The sequence below is a fragment of the Pseudomonas fluorescens genome, from assembly GCF_902497855.1.
GTDB lineage: Bacteria > Pseudomonadota > Gammaproteobacteria > Pseudomonadales > Pseudomonadaceae > Aquipseudomonas > Aquipseudomonas fluorescens_BI.
The window spans coordinates 1-19,185 of record NZ_CABVHU010000033.1 but is presented as its reverse complement, the minus strand read 5'-3'; the positions used below and the strand labels follow the sequence as shown (position 1 = coordinate 19,185).

The 19,185-nt window shown below is 61.6% G+C and carries 16 protein-coding genes and 1 pseudogene; 7 read left to right on the top strand and 10 right to left on the bottom strand.

From position 1 onward, the window contains the following. Window positions 1-607 precede the first annotated feature (607 nt). Complete coding sequence (locus F8N96_RS34135) at window positions 608-1,828, top strand: helix-turn-helix domain-containing protein (protein WP_150801531.1); 1,221 nt, start codon at window positions 608-610, stop codon at window positions 1,826-1,828. A 36-nt stretch (window positions 1,829-1,864) separates the two neighbouring features. Next, window positions 1,865-2,497 (top strand): glutaminyl-peptide cyclotransferase, encoded by a 633-nt coding sequence (locus F8N96_RS34130; RefSeq protein WP_150801529.1) that lies wholly within the window; start codon window positions 1,865-1,867, stop codon window positions 2,495-2,497. Between the two features lie 14 nt (window positions 2,498-2,511). Here F8N96_RS34130 and F8N96_RS34125 read toward each other — a convergent pair whose 3' ends face one another. The 6 genes from F8N96_RS34125 to F8N96_RS34100 form a co-directional block, all read right to left on the bottom strand. Beyond that, on the bottom strand, window positions 2,512-2,886 hold the full coding sequence (locus F8N96_RS34125) for a RidA family protein (RefSeq protein WP_150801528.1): 375 nt from the start codon (window positions 2,884-2,886) through the stop codon (window positions 2,512-2,514). A gap of 32 nt (window positions 2,887-2,918) precedes the next feature. Continuing rightward, on the bottom strand, window positions 2,919-3,638 hold the full coding sequence (locus F8N96_RS34120) for a DUF3726 domain-containing protein (protein ID WP_150801527.1): 720 nt from the start codon (window positions 3,636-3,638) through the stop codon (window positions 2,919-2,921). 1 nt (window position 3,639) lies between these two features. Further along, entirely contained in the window at window positions 3,640-5,358 is a 1,719-nt protein-coding gene (locus tag F8N96_RS34115; RefSeq protein WP_150801530.1) for a hypothetical protein, read from the bottom strand. A gap of 26 nt (window positions 5,359-5,384) precedes the next feature. Continuing rightward, a complete protein-coding gene (locus F8N96_RS34110; protein ID WP_150801526.1) occupies window positions 5,385-6,938 on the bottom strand; it encodes a BCCT family transporter in 1,554 nt (517 codons plus the stop codon). 106 nt (window positions 6,939-7,044) lie between these two features. Then, on the bottom strand, window positions 7,045-8,031 hold the full coding sequence (locus tag F8N96_RS34105; RefSeq protein WP_150801525.1) for a dipeptidase: 987 nt from the start codon (window positions 8,029-8,031) through the stop codon (window positions 7,045-7,047). A gap of 13 nt (window positions 8,032-8,044) precedes the next feature. Next, window positions 8,045-9,487 (bottom strand): aldehyde dehydrogenase family protein, encoded by a 1,443-nt coding sequence (locus F8N96_RS34100; RefSeq protein ID WP_150801524.1) that lies wholly within the window; start codon window positions 9,485-9,487, stop codon window positions 8,045-8,047. 91 nt (window positions 9,488-9,578) lie between these two features. Here F8N96_RS34100 and F8N96_RS34095 point away from each other — a divergent pair, with 91 nt between their 5' ends. Beyond that, window positions 9,579-10,472, top strand: a complete 894-nt coding sequence (locus F8N96_RS34095) for a LysR family transcriptional regulator (RefSeq protein WP_150801523.1) — start codon at window positions 9,579-9,581, stop codon at window positions 10,470-10,472. Window positions 10,473-10,587: 115 nt separating this feature from the next. Here the strand turns inward: F8N96_RS34095 and F8N96_RS34090 are convergent, their stop codons facing one another. After that, window positions 10,588-11,490: a LysR substrate-binding domain-containing protein gene (locus tag F8N96_RS34090; protein ID WP_150801522.1), complete on the bottom strand. Its 903-nt coding sequence runs from the start codon at window positions 11,488-11,490 to the stop codon at window positions 10,588-10,590. Window positions 11,491-11,596: 106 nt separating this feature from the next. Here F8N96_RS34090 and F8N96_RS34085 point away from each other — a divergent pair, with 106 nt between their 5' ends. Both F8N96_RS34085 and F8N96_RS34080 read left to right on the top strand, forming a co-directional pair. Continuing rightward, entirely contained in the window at window positions 11,597-12,994 is a 1,398-nt protein-coding gene (locus F8N96_RS34085; RefSeq protein ID WP_150801521.1) for an MFS transporter, read from the top strand. Continuing rightward, window positions 12,991-14,265 carry a glucarate dehydratase family protein gene (locus F8N96_RS34080; RefSeq protein WP_150801520.1) on the top strand — a complete coding sequence of 425 codons (1,275 nt, stop codon included), beginning with the start codon at window positions 12,991-12,993 and terminating at the stop codon, window positions 14,263-14,265. The genes F8N96_RS34085 and F8N96_RS34080 overlap by 4 nt, the downstream gene beginning before the upstream one ends. On the opposite strand, the gene F8N96_RS34075 is transcribed toward F8N96_RS34080, so the two are convergent. Both F8N96_RS34075 and F8N96_RS34070 read right to left on the bottom strand, forming a co-directional pair. Further along, complete coding sequence (locus tag F8N96_RS34075) at window positions 14,249-14,551, bottom strand: hypothetical protein (RefSeq protein WP_150801519.1); 303 nt, start codon at window positions 14,549-14,551, stop codon at window positions 14,249-14,251. The genes F8N96_RS34080 and F8N96_RS34075 overlap by 17 nt on opposite strands. 1,656 nt (window positions 14,552-16,207) lie before the next feature. Further along, window positions 16,208-16,606: pseudogene (locus tag F8N96_RS34070) on the bottom strand (hypothetical protein); the annotation flags it as partial. A gap of 192 nt (window positions 16,607-16,798) precedes the next feature. Between F8N96_RS34070 and F8N96_RS34065 the strand changes: the two are divergent. Then, the gene (locus tag F8N96_RS34065; protein WP_150801517.1) at window positions 16,799-17,170 is read left to right on the top strand and encodes a hypothetical protein; all 372 of its coding nucleotides are present in this window, start codon (window positions 16,799-16,801) and stop codon (window positions 17,168-17,170) included. 74 nt (window positions 17,171-17,244) lie between these two features. Here F8N96_RS34065 and F8N96_RS34060 read toward each other — a convergent pair whose 3' ends face one another. Continuing rightward, the gene (locus F8N96_RS34060; protein WP_150801516.1) at window positions 17,245-18,030 is read right to left on the bottom strand and encodes an SDR family oxidoreductase; all 786 of its coding nucleotides are present in this window, start codon (window positions 18,028-18,030) and stop codon (window positions 17,245-17,247) included. 194 nt (window positions 18,031-18,224) lie between these two features. Between F8N96_RS34060 and F8N96_RS34055 the strand changes: the two genes are divergently transcribed. Beyond that, window positions 18,225-18,674, top strand: coding sequence for a winged helix-turn-helix transcriptional regulator (locus F8N96_RS34055; protein ID WP_150801515.1), 450 nt, complete (start codon window positions 18,225-18,227; stop codon window positions 18,672-18,674). Window positions 18,675-19,185: the final 511 nt, after the last annotated feature.

Below are 19,185 nucleotides of genomic sequence, written 5' to 3'. Positions count from 1 at the left end.
GGGGTGGGTGGGGGGGGGGGGGGGGTGGAGGGGGGGGGGTGGGTTTGTTGGTTGGGTGGGGGGTGTATTGGCGTGTTTTGTAGGGGTTGTTGGCTTTGTGGGGTGTGTCGTGTTTTTGTTTTTGTGTTGTGGGACAACTTTGTGGGTTTTACCGTATTTGGTTTGGACGGGCAAGGGTGGGGAGTTTGTTGAATTGCTATGGGCTGGGGGTTGGGGGGGGTAATTGCTTGCGAGGGTGGAATGGGGGATTGCACAAGAGGTCATATGACTTTTGCTTTTTTTGGTGACTGTCCGGGCCTCTTCGCTGGCAAGCCAGCTCCTACAGTTGGTCGCTGTCGTGCACGAATTCTTTGTTCGCCACAGATCCCCTGTAGGAGCTGGCTTGCCAGCGAAGGCTGAGTGTCAGGCGACATCACTGCAGCTGACACGCCGCTTTCGCTGGCAAGCCAGCTCCTACAGTTGGTCACTGTCGTGCATGGATTTTGTGTATGGGTTGATAGCGTGACAATAAAAACCGCATAGCCCGGACCGGCGAATGCTTTACTCCGTGAATCAGACTCAAACCCGGGTATCGCTCGGCGGGAGTGACAGCTATGGCGCACAACACATGGATTCATTGATCACCGCGGCGGCACGCGCACTGGCGGCGGGGGATCCGCTCGGGGCGCTGGACCGGGTGGCGTTGCGCGACGACGCGCCGGCGCTGGCATTGCGGGGCATCGCCATGGCGCAGCTTGGCGACCTGGTGCGGGCCAGGGCGCTGGTGAAAAGTGCGGCGCGGGCCTTTGGGACGAAAGAGGCGGTGGCCCGGGCGCGGTGTGTGGTCGCCGAGGCCGAGATCGCCCTCGCTTCGCGGGACCTGGGCTGGCCGGTGAAGGCGCTTGATACGGCGCGGGTGACGCTCGAGGCTCATGGCGATCGGGTCAACGCGGCCCATGCGCGCTACCTGCAGATCCGGCGCTTGCTGCTGATCGGCCGGCTCGACGAGGCTGAAGCCTTGCTCGCCGCGCTCGATCCGGCACCGCTACCGCCGGTGTTGCGCGCCGCCCATGAACTGGTGGTGGCGGGGATTGCCATCCGCCGCCTGCAATCGCAGTCGGCGCACAATGCCCTGGCACGAGCCCGGCATGCTGCCGAATTGGCCGCTATCCCGGCACTGACCGCCGAGGTCGAAAACGCTGCGCTCATCCTCGACACGCCCGCCGCGCGCCTGATCGTCCACGGTGAAGAGCGGCCCCTGATGCTGGATGAGGTTGAAGCACTGCTGGCCTCAACGTCACTGGTGGTGGATGCGTGTCGTTACAGCGTACGGGGCGCCGGGATGTCGGTGTCCCTGCCAACCCGTCCGGTGCTGTTCACCCTGGCTCGAATGATGGCCGAGACCTGGCCCGGCGGCGTGTCGCGCGAAGCGCTGATCGCCGGGGCCTTTCGCTTGAAACTGACGGACCAATCCCATCGCGCCCGCTTGCGTGTCGAAATCGGCCGGCTGCGGGCGGCGCTCAAACCCTTGGCCGGTGTGATGGCGACCCCGCGCGGATTTGCCCTGGTGCCGTTGGTCTCAGCCGACGTCGTAGTGCTGGCGCCACCGGTCGACAAGAAGTTTTCCGCGGTGTTCGCCTTCCTCGCCGACGGCGAATCATGGTCGAGTTCCGCCCTGGCGCTGGCCCTCGGCGCCAGTCAGCGCACCGTGCAGCGCATCCTCGAAGCGCTGGCGGCGGCCGGCAGGGTGCAGGCATTCGGGCGTGGGCGCGCGCGGCGCTGGATGACTCCGCCGATACCGGGTTTCGCGACGACCTTGTTACTCCCGGCGCCACTGCCGAGTGACTAGGATGGACGCCATCAACCCGCAAACGAGGAAGCCAGCATGAAAAGCTCAACCGCTGAAATACTGCGTGAATATGGCCCGTTTCCCGGTGTCGACACCGTCCATGGCCTGACCTGGGACGGCCGCCAGGTCTGGTTCGCCAGCGGCGAAAAACTCAACGCCCTGGACCCGGAAAGCGGCCAGACCCTTCGCTCGATCGATGTCACCGCCGATGCGGGCACGGCCTTCGACGGCCAGTACCTGTTTCAGATCGCCGCCGATCGCATCCAGAAAATCGACCCGCAGACCGGGCGGGTGCTCAACAGCATCCCGGCACCGGGGGGCGGTAATGATTCGGGGCTCACCTGGGCCGAGGGCACGCTATGGGTCGGTCGCTATCGCGATCGCAAAATTCACCAGATCGATGCCGAAACCGGGAAGATTTTGCGCACGATCGAGTCCAACCGCTTTGTCACCGGGGTGACCTGGGTCGAGGGGCAGCTGTGGCATGGCACCTGGGAAGAGGACGAGAGTGAATTGCGCCGAGTCGATCCGCACACTGGCGAGGTGCTGGAAAGCCTCAAACTGCCAGAGGGCGTCGGGGTGTCGGGAATGGAATCCGATGGCCGCGACCGGTTTTTCTGCGGTGGTGGCAACAGTGGCAAGGTGAGGGCGATTCGGCGCCCCAAATAAGACGCCGAACCTGCTCAATCAATGCACGCGTAGACCACCAGTTCCACCAGCATCTCCTCCCTGGCCAGCCCGGCGACCACCACGGCCGCGCGGTTGGGGTAGGGCGCCTGGAAGTACTCGGTGTAGAGCGCGTTGACCGTGGCCAGGTAACGACGGTCGGTGACGTAGATCAGCACCTGGGTCACGGCATCCAGCGAGCTGCCGGCGGCCTCCAGGGTATGGCGCAGGTTGTCCAGGGTCTGCCGGGTCTGCGCTTCGATGCCACCGGGGACCACCTGGCCCTGGCGGTCGATGGGGATCTGCGCGGTGTACAGCGTGCCGTTGCCGACCACCGCCCATTCCAGGGGCGCGCGCGAGGCGAAGAGGTCGGTCTTGATGGCGTATTTCATCGATGTTTTCCTAAAAGCAGGCTTAATGATGTTCAGCGGGTGTCGCTGCTTTCGCCGGCACCGCGGCGTCGGGACTCTTCGGTGCTTTCCACCAGCACCTGTTCGCCGAGTTTTTTCAACATGACCCAGACCTCGTCGTCGACCTCCAGGCCGGCGGCGAGCTGGCGAGCGACGGAAGGCTGATCGCCGATGTCCTCGGCGCTGAGCCGTGGCAGCAGGGTGAAGTGCTGCGAGATCAACACATTGATGCTTTGCTCGTCGCTGCGGGCGGAGGGTGGCAACTTGTAGACCCGCAAGGACGGCGTGCTTTGCCCGACGGCCAGGGTGGCGACCAGTTCCTGGCGGGCGTCGCGCCAGTAGACGCAAAAGTTCAGCCCCTGTTCGGTGCAGCGCGCCAGGTAGCCAAGCAGCAGGATGCGGTTGTGGCAGTGGCGGATCCGGACCTGCGCACTGCCGCCGCGCAGGGCCTTGCTCACGCCCAGCTCGATGGCCTGGGCGGCGCAGCGCAAGACGCTTTGGCCGTGGGCATCGAGGGTCAGTTGTGCGGCATCTTCGTAACAGGTGTCGAACGGCCGATCGACTTCATCGTGGAGGAAGGCCAGGGCTTTTTTCAGCGCGCCGATACCGTCGAGCCCCTGCAATTGCAGCCAGGCGATCATCTCGGCGGCGTCGTCGCAATCACCCGGGGCAAAGCCGATGCCTTCGAAAGCCTTGCGACAGATCACCTGGATTTCATTGAGCGAGACACGCATATCAGAGTTCTCCGGCAGCGGTTGCCAGTGGGGGCATGACGGCGAAATTCCAGTCATCGTCGAAGGGTTGGCCAATCTCGCTGACCAGCGGCGCGCCTTGGAACAAGGTGATGCGCACCCACCGACTGGACTTGGGATCGAACTTGCCGGCACCGAAGAACGCCAGCTTGCAACGCAGCAGGTGGATCGGCAGCATGGCGCGGTCCATCAGGTTGGCGCGGATTTCCCCATAGGCGCAGCGGTCCATGCCCTGCAAGCGGCAGACGGTGCCCTTGAACTGCGGCTGGGCCAGCAGGAAATGCGCAGTCAGTTGCTGCGGATGCTGTTCCCGGTAGACCGAGAGGGCGCGGTGGCAGCGTTGAATGTTGTGCGCGATGCCCAGCTGCATTTCCTTCTCGGCACCCGGTTCCATGGCGCGCTCGCCCAGGCGTGGTTCTTCCTTTTCCGCCGAGCGATACCAGAAGAAATGGTTGGCCTCGGCGGCGCTCAGGTCATAGTCGAGTGCCCAGCGGTAGCGGCTCTCTATCAGTTCGCACAACTCATCCAGCGGCATCTCGGCATTGAGTCGGAAGCCTTCCTTGACCGACATCTGTTCGGCCAGCGGATCGACCTGTTCGGGGTACAGCTCCAGCAGCAGGCTCACCAGCAATTCCTGGCAACCGTTACCGCCGTGCCGCTCGGCCCAGGCCTGCACCCGCGGCCACAGGTCGGTACTGACGGGCTGCCCGTCGAACCACTCGGCCAGTTGCCCAAGCTCGGCCAGGGTCTGCCGGTCGATCGCGCTTTGCCGCGGGTCGTCGGTGCGGGTTTGCGCCAGGTGCTGGCAAGCGCGCTGCAGCAGTGCCTGGAAGCGCTGCACCCGGGGCAGATCGGCGGGCTGCGCGAGGACCCGGGCCAGGGCGGTTTCCCTGGCCCACAACCATTGATTGACCAGCTGTGGGTGATTGATCAGGAACGGCGCCATGCCCAATCCCGTGGAATTGCCGACCCCGAGATAGCGTTGCAGGGCGATGTCCAGCCCGACCGCGCGTTGCGGATTGCGCGCCCGGGCCATGTGCTCTATTTGTTCGATGCTGAAGTGCCGGAGCAGGTACACGGTAAACATCTGCGCGCTGAAGGGTTGGGTGAAGTCGGCATTGCCTTGCAGGCAACTGAAGTCGGCGATGCCGAACTTGCCGTTGCCATACACGGCGGTGGTGCGATACAGGTAGCCCACCTCGGCGAGTTGCCGCGGGTCTGGCTGACAGCCTTCGGCCAGCGCCCCGAGAAAACGCTCGAAGTTGCGCAGGCTGCGGTTGGCCCGGGACAACACCAGCACCCGGGCATCGAAGCGCCCGGCTTCCTGCAAGGGCACGTTGCGCCGCAGATCGGCCAGCTGCTGCTCATCGACATCCCCGGCGAGCAGGACGAAGCTGACATCCCACTGATCGGCAATCACCCGGTCGCTGCGTTTTTCCGGCGGCAAGTAATTCGAGAAAATCACGCAGTGGTAATGCGTGGTGGCGGTGTCGATGCGGTAGATGGCGGTGCCAAAACCTTCGGCATCCAGGTCGAAGCAGGTGCGCTGGATGCGCCACTGCTCGTTCATCATGCGCCGCATGCTGCTGCGCACGAAACTCAGCCGGCTTTGAAAGTGACTGCCCAGCCGATCCAGGTCCATGACCTGCGCCGCAGGGCGCGGGGTCGGTTGTGGTTCGGCGTCGGTGCGGGACGAAGACATCATTGCGATTCCTGAACTATTCATCATCAGACAGCCTGTTCGCGAGCCATGTGCCGGGCGATTCGCAGCGCATCCCAGAGCGACGGCAAGATCAACAGCGACACCGGCACCGCGGTAATCACGATAAAGGATTGCAGGGCCGTAACCCCGCCGGAACCGATAGTGATCAGCACCACGGCGGCCAGCCCCATGCCGATGGCCCAGAACGCCCTCAGCCATTTTTTCGGCTTGTCATTGCTCGACATGGCCATCGCCACGGTGAACGCCATGGCATCGCCGTTGGTGGCGACCGAGATGAAGCTCAGGAACAGGAACAGCGCGGAGACCAGGCCACCCAGGGGCAGGTTTTGCGTCACCCCCAACAACAGGGCTTCGGGTTGTGCGCCATTGGCCGTGACGATGCCAGGGGTTTGCAGTTCCAGGCCGATGCCGGTCCCGCCGACCACGGTGAACCAGAACATGGTCACGATGGGAGCGATGATCGACAAAGTCATGATCACTTCGCGGATGGTCCGGCCACGGGAGATCTTGGCGACATAGAGCGCGACCATCGGTGCATAGCCGATGAACCAGCCCCAGTAGAACACCGTCCACCAGTCGAGCCATTTCGGATCGGCGCGGAACAGCGTCATCGGGATGAACTGTTCCAGGTGCAAGGCGAACGCCGACGGGAAGCCGCCCAGGATAAACATCGTCGGCCCGAACGCGACCATGAAGATCGCCAGGCCGATCATCAGCCAGACATTGATCTCGCTGACGAAGCGGATGCCCTTGAGCCCGACCAGGCAGGAGGTGGTGTACATCACCGTGACCAGGACAATGGTGATCGACTGCACCGTCAGGTCATTGGGGATGCCCCAGACCGAATGCAAGGCACTGCTGATTTGCAGGCCGAGGAAGCCGATCGGGCCGATGGTGCCGGCGACCACGGCGATAATGGAAGTGGCGTCCGCCAGGGTGCCGATCGGGCCTTTGAGCGCGCGCTCGCCGAGCAATGGATACAGGAGCGTGCGCGGTGCCAGCGGCAGGCCCTTGTCGTAATGCAGGTGCATCAACACGATGGACAGCAGGCTGCCCAGCACGGCCCAGGCGAGAAAACCCCAGTGCACGAAGGACTGCGCGAGCGCCGCATGCGCCGCCGCCTCGGTGTGTGGCTGCACCCCGGCGAACAGCGGTGGCGGGCTGGCGAAATGCATCATCGGTTCGGCCGCGGCCCAGAAGGCGCCACCGCCGGCGAGCAGGGCGCACATGATCACCGCGATCCAGTTGAAGGTGCTGGTGTCGGGGCGTTGGTCGACGCCGCCGAGCCGGACCCGCCCGCATTTGCTGAAGCAGATGAACAGGCTCACGGCGAAGGTCAACAGCATCAGGATCTGCCAGTACAGCCCGAAGAACCGGGTCGACCAGGCGAACAGCGTATTCACCAGCAGCGACACGCCATCGATGTCGATCAGCGCCGCGATCAGGAACGCACCGAGGAAGCCGCCACTGATCAGAAACAGCGGCCAGTCGATGTCTTTCTTCGGCTTGGCAAGGTTCAGCGGCTGGCTGTCGACTTGCAAGGTGCTGGTGGTTTTCATGATGCCTCCAAAATACGCGCTTGAGGCTGTCCATCGCCGAGTGGGGAGATGAACGGGACGCTATTGTTGTTGTTTTTCATGCTGTCCTCACGGTTGATATCAGGCGTCAGTGTTGTGCGGTGGTGGCACTTTCCAGCAGGCGTAGCCAGTTGAGTCCCATGATGTTGCGCACCTCGTCCTCGGCGAAGCCGCGGGCTTGCAGGCCCCGGGCGATGACCGGGAAGTCGCGGCTGTCGCGGAACCATTGCAGGGGTGACGGCCAGCTGGCGTTATCCTTCGAGCCTTCGCCGTAATCCTTGTCCTTGCTCCAGCGCCCGTTGCGCATCCACTCGAGTACCCCCAGTGGTTGCTGCTGGCACAGGTCGGTGCCGATGCCGATGTGCTCGACACCCATCAAGTCCGCGGTCGTGGCGACCATGTCGCAGAACGCTTCGAGGGTGCAGCCCGACGCACCCTTGAGGTGGAAGGGGTAAGTGCTGAAACCGAGCAGGCCGCCGGACTCGGCGATGCCGCGCAGTACCGCGTTGGACTTGTTGCGTTTGGCGGCGTGAAAGCTCGACGGGTTGGCATGGGACACGATCACCGGCCGGCTCGACAGCTCGATGGCTTGCAGGGTGCTGCGCTCGGCGCTGTGGGACATGTCGATCAGCATCCCGACGCGGTTCATCTCGCTGATTACCTGGCGGCCGAAGCGGCTGATGCCGCTGTCTTCGCTCTCATAGCAGCCGCTGGCCAGAAGGCTCTGGTTGTTATAAGTGAGCTGCATGATCAGCACGCCCAGCTGACGGAAGACTTCCACCAGGCTGATGTCGTCTTCGATGGGCGAGCAATTCTGGAAGCCGAAGAAGATCCCGACGCGGCCTTCCTGATGGGCCAGACGAATATCCGCCGCCTCGCGCACCGGGCGAATCAGCTCGGGCCAGGTCTCGAAACGCCGGTTCCATTCGCCGATTCGCGACAGGGTTTCCCGGGCGTTTTCGTGGTAGGCGATGGTGGCGTGTACCGCGCTCAGGCCGCCGGACTGCATCTGGCGAAAGATCTCTTCGTTCCAGTTGGAGTATTGCAGGCCATCGATCATCAATAAGTCGTGCATGGTGATCTCCGATTCAGGGACGCACGTAAGTGGTCTTGACCACGGTGTAGAAGTCGCGGGCGTATTGCCCTTGCTCGCGCGGACCGAAGCTCGAGTTTTTGCGCCCGCCAAACGGCACGTGGTAATCGGTGCCGGCGGTGGGCAGGTTGACCATCACGCAGCCGGTGCGGGCGCGGCGTTTGAAATCGCTGGCATGACGTAGCGACTGGGTGATGATCCCGGCGGTGAGGCCGTACTCGGTGTCGTTCAAGACCGCCAGGGCGTGTTCGTAGTCGCTGACCCGGATCACGCAGGCAATCGGGCCGAAGACTTCTTCGCGGTTGATGCGCATGCCGTTATGGCTGTTGATGAACAGTGCCGGACGCATGTAGTGCCCGGCCGGCTCCAGCGCCAGCAACTCGCCGCCTTCGACCAGGGTGGCGCCTTCTTCGGCGGCCAGTTGCAGGTATTGAAGGTTCTGTTCCAGTTGCCGGGCTTCGGCCACCGGGCCGATCTGCACCCCTTGTTCGAGGGCGTGGCCGACCTTCAGCTGACGCATGCGTGCAATCAGTGCGTCGACAAAACGGTCGTGGATACCATCGCAGACAATCAGCCGCGACGAGGCGGTGCATTTTTGCCCGGTACCGAAGAAGGCACCGTTCAACGCGCATTCCACGGCGATTTCCAGGTCAGCGTCATCCAGCACCACCAGCGCATTCTTGCTGCCCATTTCCAGCTGGCAGCGCACCAGGTTGCCGGCGGTGGCAACCGCCACCCGGCGTCCGGTGGCCAGTGAGCCGGTGAAGGTCAGCGCGTCGATATCCGGCGACTCGATCAGGCTTTCGCCCACGACACCGCCAGTGCCCATCACCAGGTTGAAGGTGCCGGGCGGCAACGCCTGGCGACTGATGATTTCACTCAGGGCCCAGGCGCTGGCGGGCACCAGGTTGGCCGGCTTGAACACCACGGCGTTACCGAAGGCCAGGGCCGGGGCAATCTTCCAGGCAGCGGTCGCCATCGGGAAATTCCACGGGGTGATGATGCCGACCACGCCGACCGGTTCGCGCTGCACTTCAATCTCGATGCCAGGGCGCACCGACGCGGCCGTCTCGCCCATCTGCCGCAGCACTTCGGCGGCATAGTAATGAAAGAACTGGGCAGAGCGATTGACTTCGCCGATACCCTCGGCCAGCGGTTTGCCTTCTTCGCGGGAGAGCAGCTCACCCAGCTCGTCCTTGCGCGCCATCAACTCGTTGCCGATGGCCATCAACACCTGTTGCCGCTGCTCCAGGCCAGTGGCTGCCCACAGTGGCTGGGCGTCACGGGCTGCAGCGATGGCCTCAAGGGTTTGTTCGGTGCTCGCCTGGTGATAGTGGCCGACGATGTCTTCGACATCCGAAGGGCTGTGGTTGGCGATAACGGCCTGGCCTTCACACCAGTGTCCAGCGATGTAGTTTTTGCAGGGTTGCAGTGCCATGGGAACCTCCGATTGCGTGGTTCCCATCATGAGAGTATTAATCTGCAAACAAAAATTAATAATAAAAATGAAATGATAAGGAAAACTTACCGTGTTGCCCGAGCTGAAGATCACCCAATTACGCTACTTCGTGCTGGTCGCGCAGCTGAAAAGCTTTCACGGCGCGGCCAAGCAGGCCTATCGCACGCAGCCGGCGCTGTCGTTGGCGGTGCGGGAGCTGGAACAGAAGCTTGGCCAGGCCCTCTTTGAAAAAGGCGGCAAAACCGAACTGACGCCCTTTGGCGAGCACTGTTTGCCGCTGTTCCAGGACCTGCTGGCGCATCACGACCGGATTGCGCGAGAGGTGAGTTTGCTGGCGCGACATGAAATCGGTCAGGTCAGCATCGCCACGGTGCCGTCGGTGGCCAGTCGGTTGCTGCCGCATTTGTTGGCGGGATTTGTCGCCGAGCATCCGAAGCTGCAGATCAGCATTCAGGACGGTAATGCCGACAGCGTCCAGCAACTGTTGCTCCAGGGGCAGGTGGACTTCGCGATCAGCAGTGTCTGGATGCCCGATGAGCGCATTGATTTTCTGCCGATCCTGAGTGATCAGGTCGGTGTGGTCTGCCGTCATGATCACCCGCTGGTAGAGGCGGGCGGGGCCTTGCACTGGTCCAGCCTGCAGGCGTATCCGCTGGTGCGCAATGGCACCTCGCGCTTGCTCGAAGGCACCGCGGCGGCGGGGCTGCTGGAGAGCAGCCTGTTGTTCGTCTCCAACATGATTTCGCTGATCGCGATGCTCGAACAAGGCATTGGCATCACGACACTGCCATCCCTGGCATTTCCCCAGGGCAATGAACAGCTGGTGTTTCTGCCGCTTTCAGAGCCGAAAGTGGAACGTCAGATCGGAATCCTGTGCCGCAAAGGCCATAGCCTGTCGCCCGCGGCGGCCGAGTTGATGAGTTTTCTGAAGGCGAATATGCGCATAACGGCCATGCAAAACTGACGCGCAATTGTGGAAAACGCCAAACCCCTGTAGGAGCCGGCTTGCCGGCGAAGGCGTCTTCATGGCCGCTACAAGGCTCGAGACCGCCTTCGCCGGCAAGCCGGCTCCTACAGGGTCATGTCCCCCAACCTTCTCTTACCGCCCGGCGAATCCCCTCCAGCAACATCGCAAAGGCCGGGTTGTCATTGTTCTCGCGCCAGATCAGATGCAGCTCGCTCTGCACGCCTTCCCCCAGGTCGATGTCGCGAAACACCACGTTCTTGAACACCACACTGCTGGCGCAACGCGGCACCAGGGCCAGGCCCATGCCGGCATTGACCAGGGCCAGGATGGTCAGCGATGAACCCAGCCATTGCACGTACTCCGGTGCCACCCGGGCCGAGCGCAGCATGCCGGTCAGCAGTTCGTTGAACGGGGGATAGGCGGCGTGGGAGTACATTAGAAAAGGCTGGGCATCGAGGTCCTGGACCGACACGCAGTCGGCAGTGGCCAGGGGATGGCTGTCGGGAACGGCCAGGACGAATGGCTCGCGCACCAGGCACTCGGTGGCGTAGCCCGGCTCCAGCAAGGGCGCGCGGACGATACCCAGGTCGATCCGGCGAGCGCGCAAGGCTTCGTGCTGTTGGTAGGTGTTCATCTCCGACAGGTCGATTTTGACATGGGGCTGCTTGAGGCGCGCTTCAGTGATGACCTTGGGCAGGAACTCATACACCGCGCTGCCGACGAAGCTGATATTGACCGAGCCGATATCGCCCTCGGCAAAACGCCGGGCGGTGACGGCGGCTTGCTGCGCCCGCTCCAGCAGGTTTTGCGCTTCGATGAAGAATGCGCGCCCGGCGGCGGTCAGGGCGACGCTGCGGGTGGTGCGGGTGAACAGCTCGACACCGAGGTGATGCTCCAGCAGTTGAATCTGTCGGCTGAGGGGCGGCTGGGTCATGTTCAGGCGTTCGGCGGCGCGACGGAAGTTGAGTTCGGTCGCCACCGTGGTGAAGCAGCGCAGTTGAGTCAGTTCGAACATTGATCTAATCCAGGTATCAATCGAATGCCAAGTTAGATTAGACGGGATCAATGTCGGCGTCCATCATCGGCCTGCCCCTAAAAAAACAACGATCGGGAGTCGCCCCTTGAATACCCTCCAGAGTCCGCCGGATCCTTCGGTCCTTGCCCGCGCCGCGGCCAAGGTCAAGCGCCACGTACTGCCGTTGTTCGTGGTGATGTTCATCGTCAACTACATCGACCGGGTCAACATCGGCTTCGTGCGCAGCCACCTGGAAACCGACCTCGGCATCGGCGCGGCGGCCTATGGCCTGGGTGCCGGGCTGTTCTTCATCGGTTACGCGATATTCGAGGTGCCCTCCAACATGCTGCTGCAACGCTACGGTGCCCGCGCCTGGCTGACGCGCATCATGTTCACCTGGGGCGCGGCCGCCATGACCATGGCCTTTGTCCGCGGCGAAACCAGTTTCTATGTGCTGCGCTTTATCCTCGGTGCAGCCGAAGCAGGCTTTTTCCCCGGCATCATTTACTACTTCACCCAATGGCTGCCGTCGACCGAACGCGGCAAGGCGATGGCGATCTTTCTCAGCGGCTCGGCCATTGCCTCGGTGATCTCCGGTCCGGTGTCGGGCGCGCTGCTCAACGTCAGCGGGATGAGCCTGCACGGCTGGCAGTGGATGTTCCTGATCGAAGGCTTCGCCTCCATCGTGCTGTGCGGGTTTGTCTGGCTCTGGCTGCAATCCCATCCGCGGGAAGCGAAATGGCTCAGCGCCGAAGAGAAGGAGGCCCTGGTCGGCGCCATCGCCCTGGAACAACAGGCTCGCGAAGCGGTGCAGACCGTCAAGCCCTCGATGTTCAAGCTGCTGGCGGACAGGCAGATCGCGTTGTTTTGCTTCATCTATTTTTCCATCGCCCTGACTATTTATGGCGCCACGTTCTGGCTGCCGAGCATGATCAAGAAAATGGGCAACCTCGGCGACTTCCAGGTCGGCCTGTTCAACTCGATCCCGTGGATCATTTCCATCATTGCGATGTATGGCTTCGCCGCGATGGCGAGCAAGTGGAAATACCAGCAGGCGTGGGTGGCGGTGACATTGGTGATCGCTTCCTTTGGCATGTTCATGTCGACCACTGGCGGGCCGGTCTTCGCCTTCGTCGCCATCTGCTTCGCCGCCATTGGTTTCAAGGCCGCCTCGGCGCTGTTCTGGCCGATTCCCCAAGGCTATCTGGATGCGCGCATCGCCGCGGCGGTGATCGCCCTGATCAACTCCATCGGCAACCTCGGCGGCTTCGTGGCCCCGACCGCGTTCGGTTTCCTGGAGCAGACCACCGGTTCCATCGAAGGCGGGTTGTACGGTCTGGCGGGCACCTCGCTGGTGGCGGCGGTGGTGATCTTTTTCGCCCGCACGGCACCGCGTGGCGATGCACTGCGCGTGCTGACCGGTAAAGCCGTCGACAACGCGACCCCACAACAGTCTCTAAAACACCCCGCCATGAAACCAGAAGCAAAGGGAGCAGCCTCTTGAAAATCAAACGAGTCACCGTCACCCCCATCGCCTTCCGTGACCCGCCGCTGCTCAACGCCAGTGGCATTCACGAACCCTTTGCGCTGCGCTCGATCATCGAGATCGAAAGCGACAATGGCTACATCGGGCTGGGGGAGAGCTACGGCGATGCCCCGGCGCTGGCGATCCAGCAGCAACTGCAATCGCAACTGATCGGCCTCGATCCATTCAACCTCAATCAACTGCGCAGCATCGTCCAGGCCACCGTGGCGGCGAACAAACCCGCGAGCATCGCCGGTGCGGAACTGGCGCCGGGCTCCCATGCCAGCAAAGCGGTGAGCAACGCCTACTCGGCGTTTGAAGTGGCGTTTCTGGATTTGCAGGCGCATTCATTGAACGTGCCCCTGGTGGATTTGCTGGGCGGTGCGATCCGCGATCAGATTCCGTTCAGCGCCTATCTGTTCTTCAAGTACGCCCAACACGTCGACTCACCCTACAAGCCGGACAATTGGGGCGAAGCCCTGAACGAAGCGCAGATCGTCGCCCAGGCCCGGCGCATGATCGAGACCTATGGCTTCAAGAGCATCAAGCTCAAGGCCGGCACGCTGCCGCCCGATCATGAAGTGTCATGCATCAAGGCACTGAAAAAAGCCTTTCCCGGTTACCCGCTGCGCATCGATCCGAACGGCAACTGGTCGCTGGAAACCTCGATTCGCATGGCCGAATTGCTCGGCGATGACCTGCAGTATTACGAAGACCCGACACCAGGCCTGGACGGCATGTCAGAACTGCACAAGCGCACCGGGCTGCCGCTGGCGACCAACATGGTGGTCACCGACTTTGATGAATTTCGCCGCAGCGTGGCCTTGAACAGCGTGCAGATCGTGCTCGCCGACCACCATTACTGGGGTGGCCTGCGCGATACCCAGGCGCTGGCGAAAATGTGCCAGACCTTTGGCCTGGGCGTCTCGATGCATTCCAACTCGCACCTGGGCATCAGCCTGATGGCCATGGCGCATGTCGCCGCAGCCGTGCCCAACCTCGATTATGCCTGCGACACCCATTACCCCTGGCAGGAGCCGGATGAAGAGGTGATCAAGGGCGGCAAGCTGCCGATCGTCGACGGTTGCGTGAAGATCACCCGCGCACCGGGGTTGGGGCTGGAGTTGGATCACGATCAATTGGACAAGCTGCACGACCAATACCTGACCTGCGGCATTCGCCAGCGCGACGACGTGAAGCAGATGCAGCGTTACAAGCCGGAGTGGAAGGCGGTCAAACCGAGGTTTTGAGCTCAGCCAGCAGACGTTCGATTTGCGTCAGTTCCCAGGTGCTGAGCAAGCTGACGGGGTCGGTGCGTTGCCAACTGTCGAACACGCCCTCGCGGCCGTCCGGGCTCTGGCAACGCTGGCAATGACGCAAATGGTTGCCGTCGACGTCGAGGGTCAGCCGCCAGCCTTCGATATCGACCTGCATCAGGCCAGGCCCGGACTGTTCGCCGAGGCGCTGCAAAGGGCGAATGCCCAGGGCGGCGTCGCGCAATGACTGGTAAACCTCGCGGGCGGTAAGAGCTGTCACGGGTATCTCCGTCGGGTGGGGGCTGTAGGAGCAAGCTTGCTCGCGATGGTCGTAAACGATAACGCGTTTTTCCTGAATGAGCATAGAAGGCGATCTCAAGCCTTGCAGCGCCCACGCAGACGCCTTCGCCGGCAAGCCGGCTCCTACAGGGTTCGTGTTGACCACAATCCATCTGCACACCAGTGATCCCTTGTAGGAGCTGGCTTGCCAGCGAAGGCGGCCTCAAGCCTTGCAGTGCCCGTGCAGACGTCTTCGCCGGCAAGCCGGCTCCTACAGGGTTCGTGTTGACCACAATCCATCTGCACACCAGTGATCTTTGTAGGAGCTGGCTTGCCAGCGAAGGCGGCCTCAAGCATTGCAGTGCCCGTGCAGACGTCTTCGCCGGCAAGCCGGCTCCTACAGGGTTCGGTGTTGACCACAATCCATCTGCACACCAATGATCCTTGTAGGAGCTGGCTTGCCAGCGAAGGCGGCCTCAAGCATTGCAGTGCCCGTGCAGACGTCTTCGCCGGCAAGCCGGCTCCTACAGGGTTCGTGTTGACCACAATCCATCTGCACACCAGTGATCCCTTGTAGGAGCTGGCTTGCCAGCGAAGGCGGCCTCAAGCATTGCAGTGCCCGTGCAGACGTCTTCGCCGGCAAGCCGGCTCCTACAGGGTTCGGTGTTGACCACAATCCATCTGCACACCAATGATCCTTGTAGGAGCTGGCTTGCCAGCGAAGGCGGCCTCAAGCCTTACAGTGCCCGTGCAGACGTCTTCGCCGGCAAGCCGGCTCCTACAGGGTTCGGTGTTGACCACAATCCATCTGCACACCAGTGATCCTTGTAGGAGCTGGCTTGCCAGCGAAGGCGGCCTCAAGCCTTGCAGTGCCCGTGCAGACGTCTTCGCCGGCAGCCGGCTCCTACAGGGTTCGGCGTTGACCACAATCCATCTGCACACCAGTGATCCTTGTAGGAGCTGGCTTGCCAGCGAAGGCGGCCTCAAGCATTGCAGTGCCCGTGCAGACGTCTTCGCCGGCAAGCCGGCTCCTACAGGGTTCGGCGTTGACCACAATCCATCTGCACACCAGTGATCCTTGTAGGAGCTGGCTTGCCAGCGAAGGCGGCCTCAAGCATTGCAGTGCCCGTGCAGACGTCTTCGCCGGCAAGCCGGCTCCTACAGGGTTCGGCGTTGACCACAATCCATCTGCACACCAGTGATCCTTGTAGGAGCTGGCTTGCCAGCGAAGGCGGCCTCAAGCATTGCAGTGCCCGTGCAGACGTCTTCGCCGGCAAGCCGGCTCCTACAGGTTCGGCGTTTTCCACAATTTGGCTGTATGCAGGGATTGTGTAAATACGGTAGGCGGCGATCTTGGCGATTGCCCGGGCATCCCATGAACTGCAGGTTATTGCAGGTATAAAAAAACCCGGCAGACGAGGCCGGGTTTTTCGTTGAGTGTCGCGGTAAAACCATTCATTTATGCTGCACGGCTTTCGATCAAACGATCAGAACCACCTTCGGCAACTCGATTTTCGATCAGACGATCCGAGCCATCGGCAGCGACGCGATTCTCGATCAACCGATCCGAACCATCCGCAGCCACGCGGTTTTCGAGCAGACGATCCGAACCATCCGCAGCCACGCGGTTTTCGATCAGACGATCCGAACCATCCGCAGCCACGCGGTTTTCGATCAGACGATCCGAACCATCCGCAGCCACGCGGTTTTCGAGCAGACGATCCGAACCATCCGCAGCCACGCGGTTTTCGATCAGACGATCCGAGCCATCAGCAGCCACGCGGTTTTCGAGCAGACGATCCGAACCATCCGCAGCCACGCGGTTTTCGATCAGACGATCCGAGCCATCAGCAGCCACGCGATTCTCGATCAAACGATCCGAACCATCAGCAGCCACGCGATTCTCGATCAAGCGATCCGAACCACCCTCAGCCACACGGCTTTCAATCAAACGGTCCGAGCCGCCTTCTGCGACAACCGGATGAGTAGAAGTAGCGGCAAAAGCGTTAAGTGCAAAAACCGAGAAAGCGATGCTGAGGATGGTTTGGCGTTTCATGATGTGTGCTCCGGGGGAGTTATTGGTTGGTATGGATGCGATGTTACGCCCCGCAGTTTTTAAGAGAACTTCATTGGGTTGATGGTGACTATCGACGTCGGCAATGGATGAAGCATGCTCACCATTGAAGTAGGCCAAAGAGAGTTCACAGGTATCGTATGATGGGTTTTTTTGCCGTTACAAAGGATCCGCATGAGTTTAAGCAAACGCGAGCAGGCGCACATCGAACGTCGCCTGGTCGAGACCCTCACCGAGGCGTGCGAGACGGCCAAGGCGGAATTGGTCGGGTTCGCCTGGCTGACCCACGAGGTCGATTACGCCGAATTTCCTTCCAGCCTGAGGGTGGTCTGGGTCTTCGAGACTCAGGCGCAAAAGGATCAGGCACAGGCGAGCGGGCAGGGTGGGCGCATGATTGAACTGACAGCCGAGGCGTTGGCTGCAGCCCAGGTTCCGCTCAGTCCGGTCTGGGCCCATGTGCAGTTCGATTCCGAAGAGGAATGTCAGCGTGCCAACGGCGGGAACTGGCCGCTGCGTCTGAAGGGCAAACGCCCGCTGCGAAGATGAACGAGTCGGTTGGACCTTGCGCAAAGTCGACCGATGGAGCGCAGTAGTCGCTGCGCTCTATCGCTCGCTGTTATTTACGCCTCCCAATTCTGTCTGTGTGCAGGGGCGCCCAAAGGGGAGCCTATTGCACCACCATCGACGACGATCTCCGCACCCACGACATTGCTGGAATCGCTGGAGGCGAGAAACAACGCAACGGTGGCGACTTCTTCGGCTTCGCCAATACGACCGAGCGGGATAGTGGTTTTCAGCTTTTGTTCCAGTGCATCCATTTCAGTCGAGTTGGAGGCCAGGGGGTTCCATACCGGCGTGCGCGCAGCCCCGGGTGTGATCTGATTGACGCGGATGCCACGGGGGGCGAACTCTGCGGCCATGACTCGGGTCATGGAGCGCACCGCGCCTTTGGAGGCTGCATAAGCGCTGTAGCCCGGCCAGCCCATCACCGCGTGCACCGACCCGTTCAAAATGATGGAGGCACCCGGGCTGAGGTGTGGCTCGGCCGCCTGTACGGTAAAGAACACGCCAGTGATATTGGTCTGGATGATGTTCTGGAACGTCTCGAGCCGGGTGCCCCCGACAGGGGTCAGCTCGGCGATGCCGGCGTTGGCGAACACGATATCCAGGTTGCCGAACACCGCGACGGCCTCCGCTACGGCACGCTCGATTTCACTGGCATCGGTCAGGTCGGCTTTGATCGCAAGCAGGTTCGGACCCAGCGCCTCGCGGGCTTCATCCAGGGTTTTTTGACTGCGCCCGGTAATGGCGACTCTGGCGCCTTCAGCGATGAACAGTTTTGCGGTGGCCAGGCCCAGGCCGCTGTTGCCGCCTGTGATGAATGCAGTTTTTCCAGCCAGTTTCATTGGATGCTCCTGTGGTTCTATTATGCAACCACTGATGTCGATGCGAATGTGCACACGCTTCATGGCACAGTGTTCTGGTTTTATTATGAAACCAGTGAATGTAATGTTTATCAGTAGTGGTTGTATAATGCAACCACATTTCCGAATGTCGCCTGAGCCACACTGTCGGCGACCCTTTGATGGAGATAATTGAAGTGAAGCGCAAAAGCCTGCAGGGCAATCCCTGTCCCGTCGCCCGATCCCTTGATCTGATCGGCGACTGGTGGTCGTTGCTGATCATTCGCGATTCGCTCGCAGGGACGCGGCGTTTCAGCGATTTCCAGAAAAGCCTGGATGTGGCGAAAAACATTCTGAGTACGCGGCTTAAACACATGGTGGCTGAAGGCGTGATGCAAATGGTGCCGGCCGCTGATGGCAGCATTTACAAGGAATATGCGTTGACGGAGAAGGGAAGGGCCTTGCAGCCAGTGCTCATTGCCCTGTCGCAGTGGGGCAACGAATTCATGTACGAGCCCGGCGAAACCGGATCGGTCATGGTCGACGCAAGGGATCGCAAGCCGATCAGGAAAATCGAGCTGGTTTCAGCCGATGGGCGGCAGCTCAACCCCGAAGATATCGCCACCAGACTCGGCGTTCCACACTGAGGCTGCAGATTCAACATCGCAGTGCCTGACAGGCCGCTTTCGCCGGCAAGCCAGCTCCTACAGGGGGTCTTCGGTGAGCACGCAATCAATGGACGCAACCGATCCCGTGTAGGAGCCGGCTTGCTGGCGAAGGCGGCGGCACATCCAGCATCGCAGTGCCTGACAGACTGCTTTCGCCGGCAAGCCAGCTCCTACAGGGGATCTTCGGTGAGCACGCAATCAATGGACGCAACCGATCCCGTGTAGGAGCCGGCTTGCTGGCGAAGGCGGCGGCACATCCAGCATCGCAGCGACTGGCAGACTGCTTTCGCCGGCAAGCCAGCTCCTACAAGGGATCTTCGGTTTAAAACGTAAGGGATGTCCCCGGTTTCTACCGGAGCAAGCTGAACTGGCCTAATAATTCCGGACACCTCTTAAGGGCGATATGATTTCGCCAACTTGGAGGTTTCATGAACGAAAGAAAGGTCTATACCCGCGAGTTCAAGCTGCATGCTGCCAGCATGGTGCTCGA

Coding starts and splice junctions, on each gene's coding strand:
- F8N96_RS34115 (WP_150801530.1), bottom strand. CDS start 5,358: ATGTCTTCGTCCCGCACCGACGCCGAACCACAACCGACCCCGCGCCCT.
- F8N96_RS34135 (WP_150801531.1), top strand. CDS start 608: ATGGATTCATTGATCACCGCGGCGGCACGCGCACTGGCGGCGGGGGAT.
- F8N96_RS34120 (WP_150801527.1), bottom strand. CDS start 3,638: ATGCGTGTCTCGCTCAATGAAATCCAGGTGATCTGTCGCAAGGCTTTC.
- F8N96_RS34130 (WP_150801529.1), top strand. CDS start 1,865: ATGAAAAGCTCAACCGCTGAAATACTGCGTGAATATGGCCCGTTTCCC.
- F8N96_RS34125 (WP_150801528.1), bottom strand. CDS start 2,886: ATGAAATACGCCATCAAGACCGACCTCTTCGCCTCGCGCGCGCCCCTG.
- F8N96_RS34100 (WP_150801524.1), bottom strand. CDS start 9,487: ATGGCACTGCAACCCTGCAAAAACTACATCGCTGGACACTGGTGTGAA.
- F8N96_RS34060 (WP_150801516.1), bottom strand. CDS start 18,030: ATGAAACTGGCTGGAAAAACTGCATTCATCACAGGCGGCAACAGCGGC.
- F8N96_RS34110 (WP_150801526.1), bottom strand. CDS start 6,938: ATGAAAACCACCAGCACCTTGCAAGTCGACAGCCAGCCGCTGAACCTT.
- F8N96_RS34105 (WP_150801525.1), bottom strand. CDS start 8,031: ATGCACGACTTATTGATGATCGATGGCCTGCAATACTCCAACTGGAAC.
- F8N96_RS34065 (WP_150801517.1), top strand. CDS start 16,799: ATGAGTTTAAGCAAACGCGAGCAGGCGCACATCGAACGTCGCCTGGTC.
- F8N96_RS34090 (WP_150801522.1), bottom strand. CDS start 11,490: ATGTTCGAACTGACTCAACTGCGCTGCTTCACCACGGTGGCGACCGAA.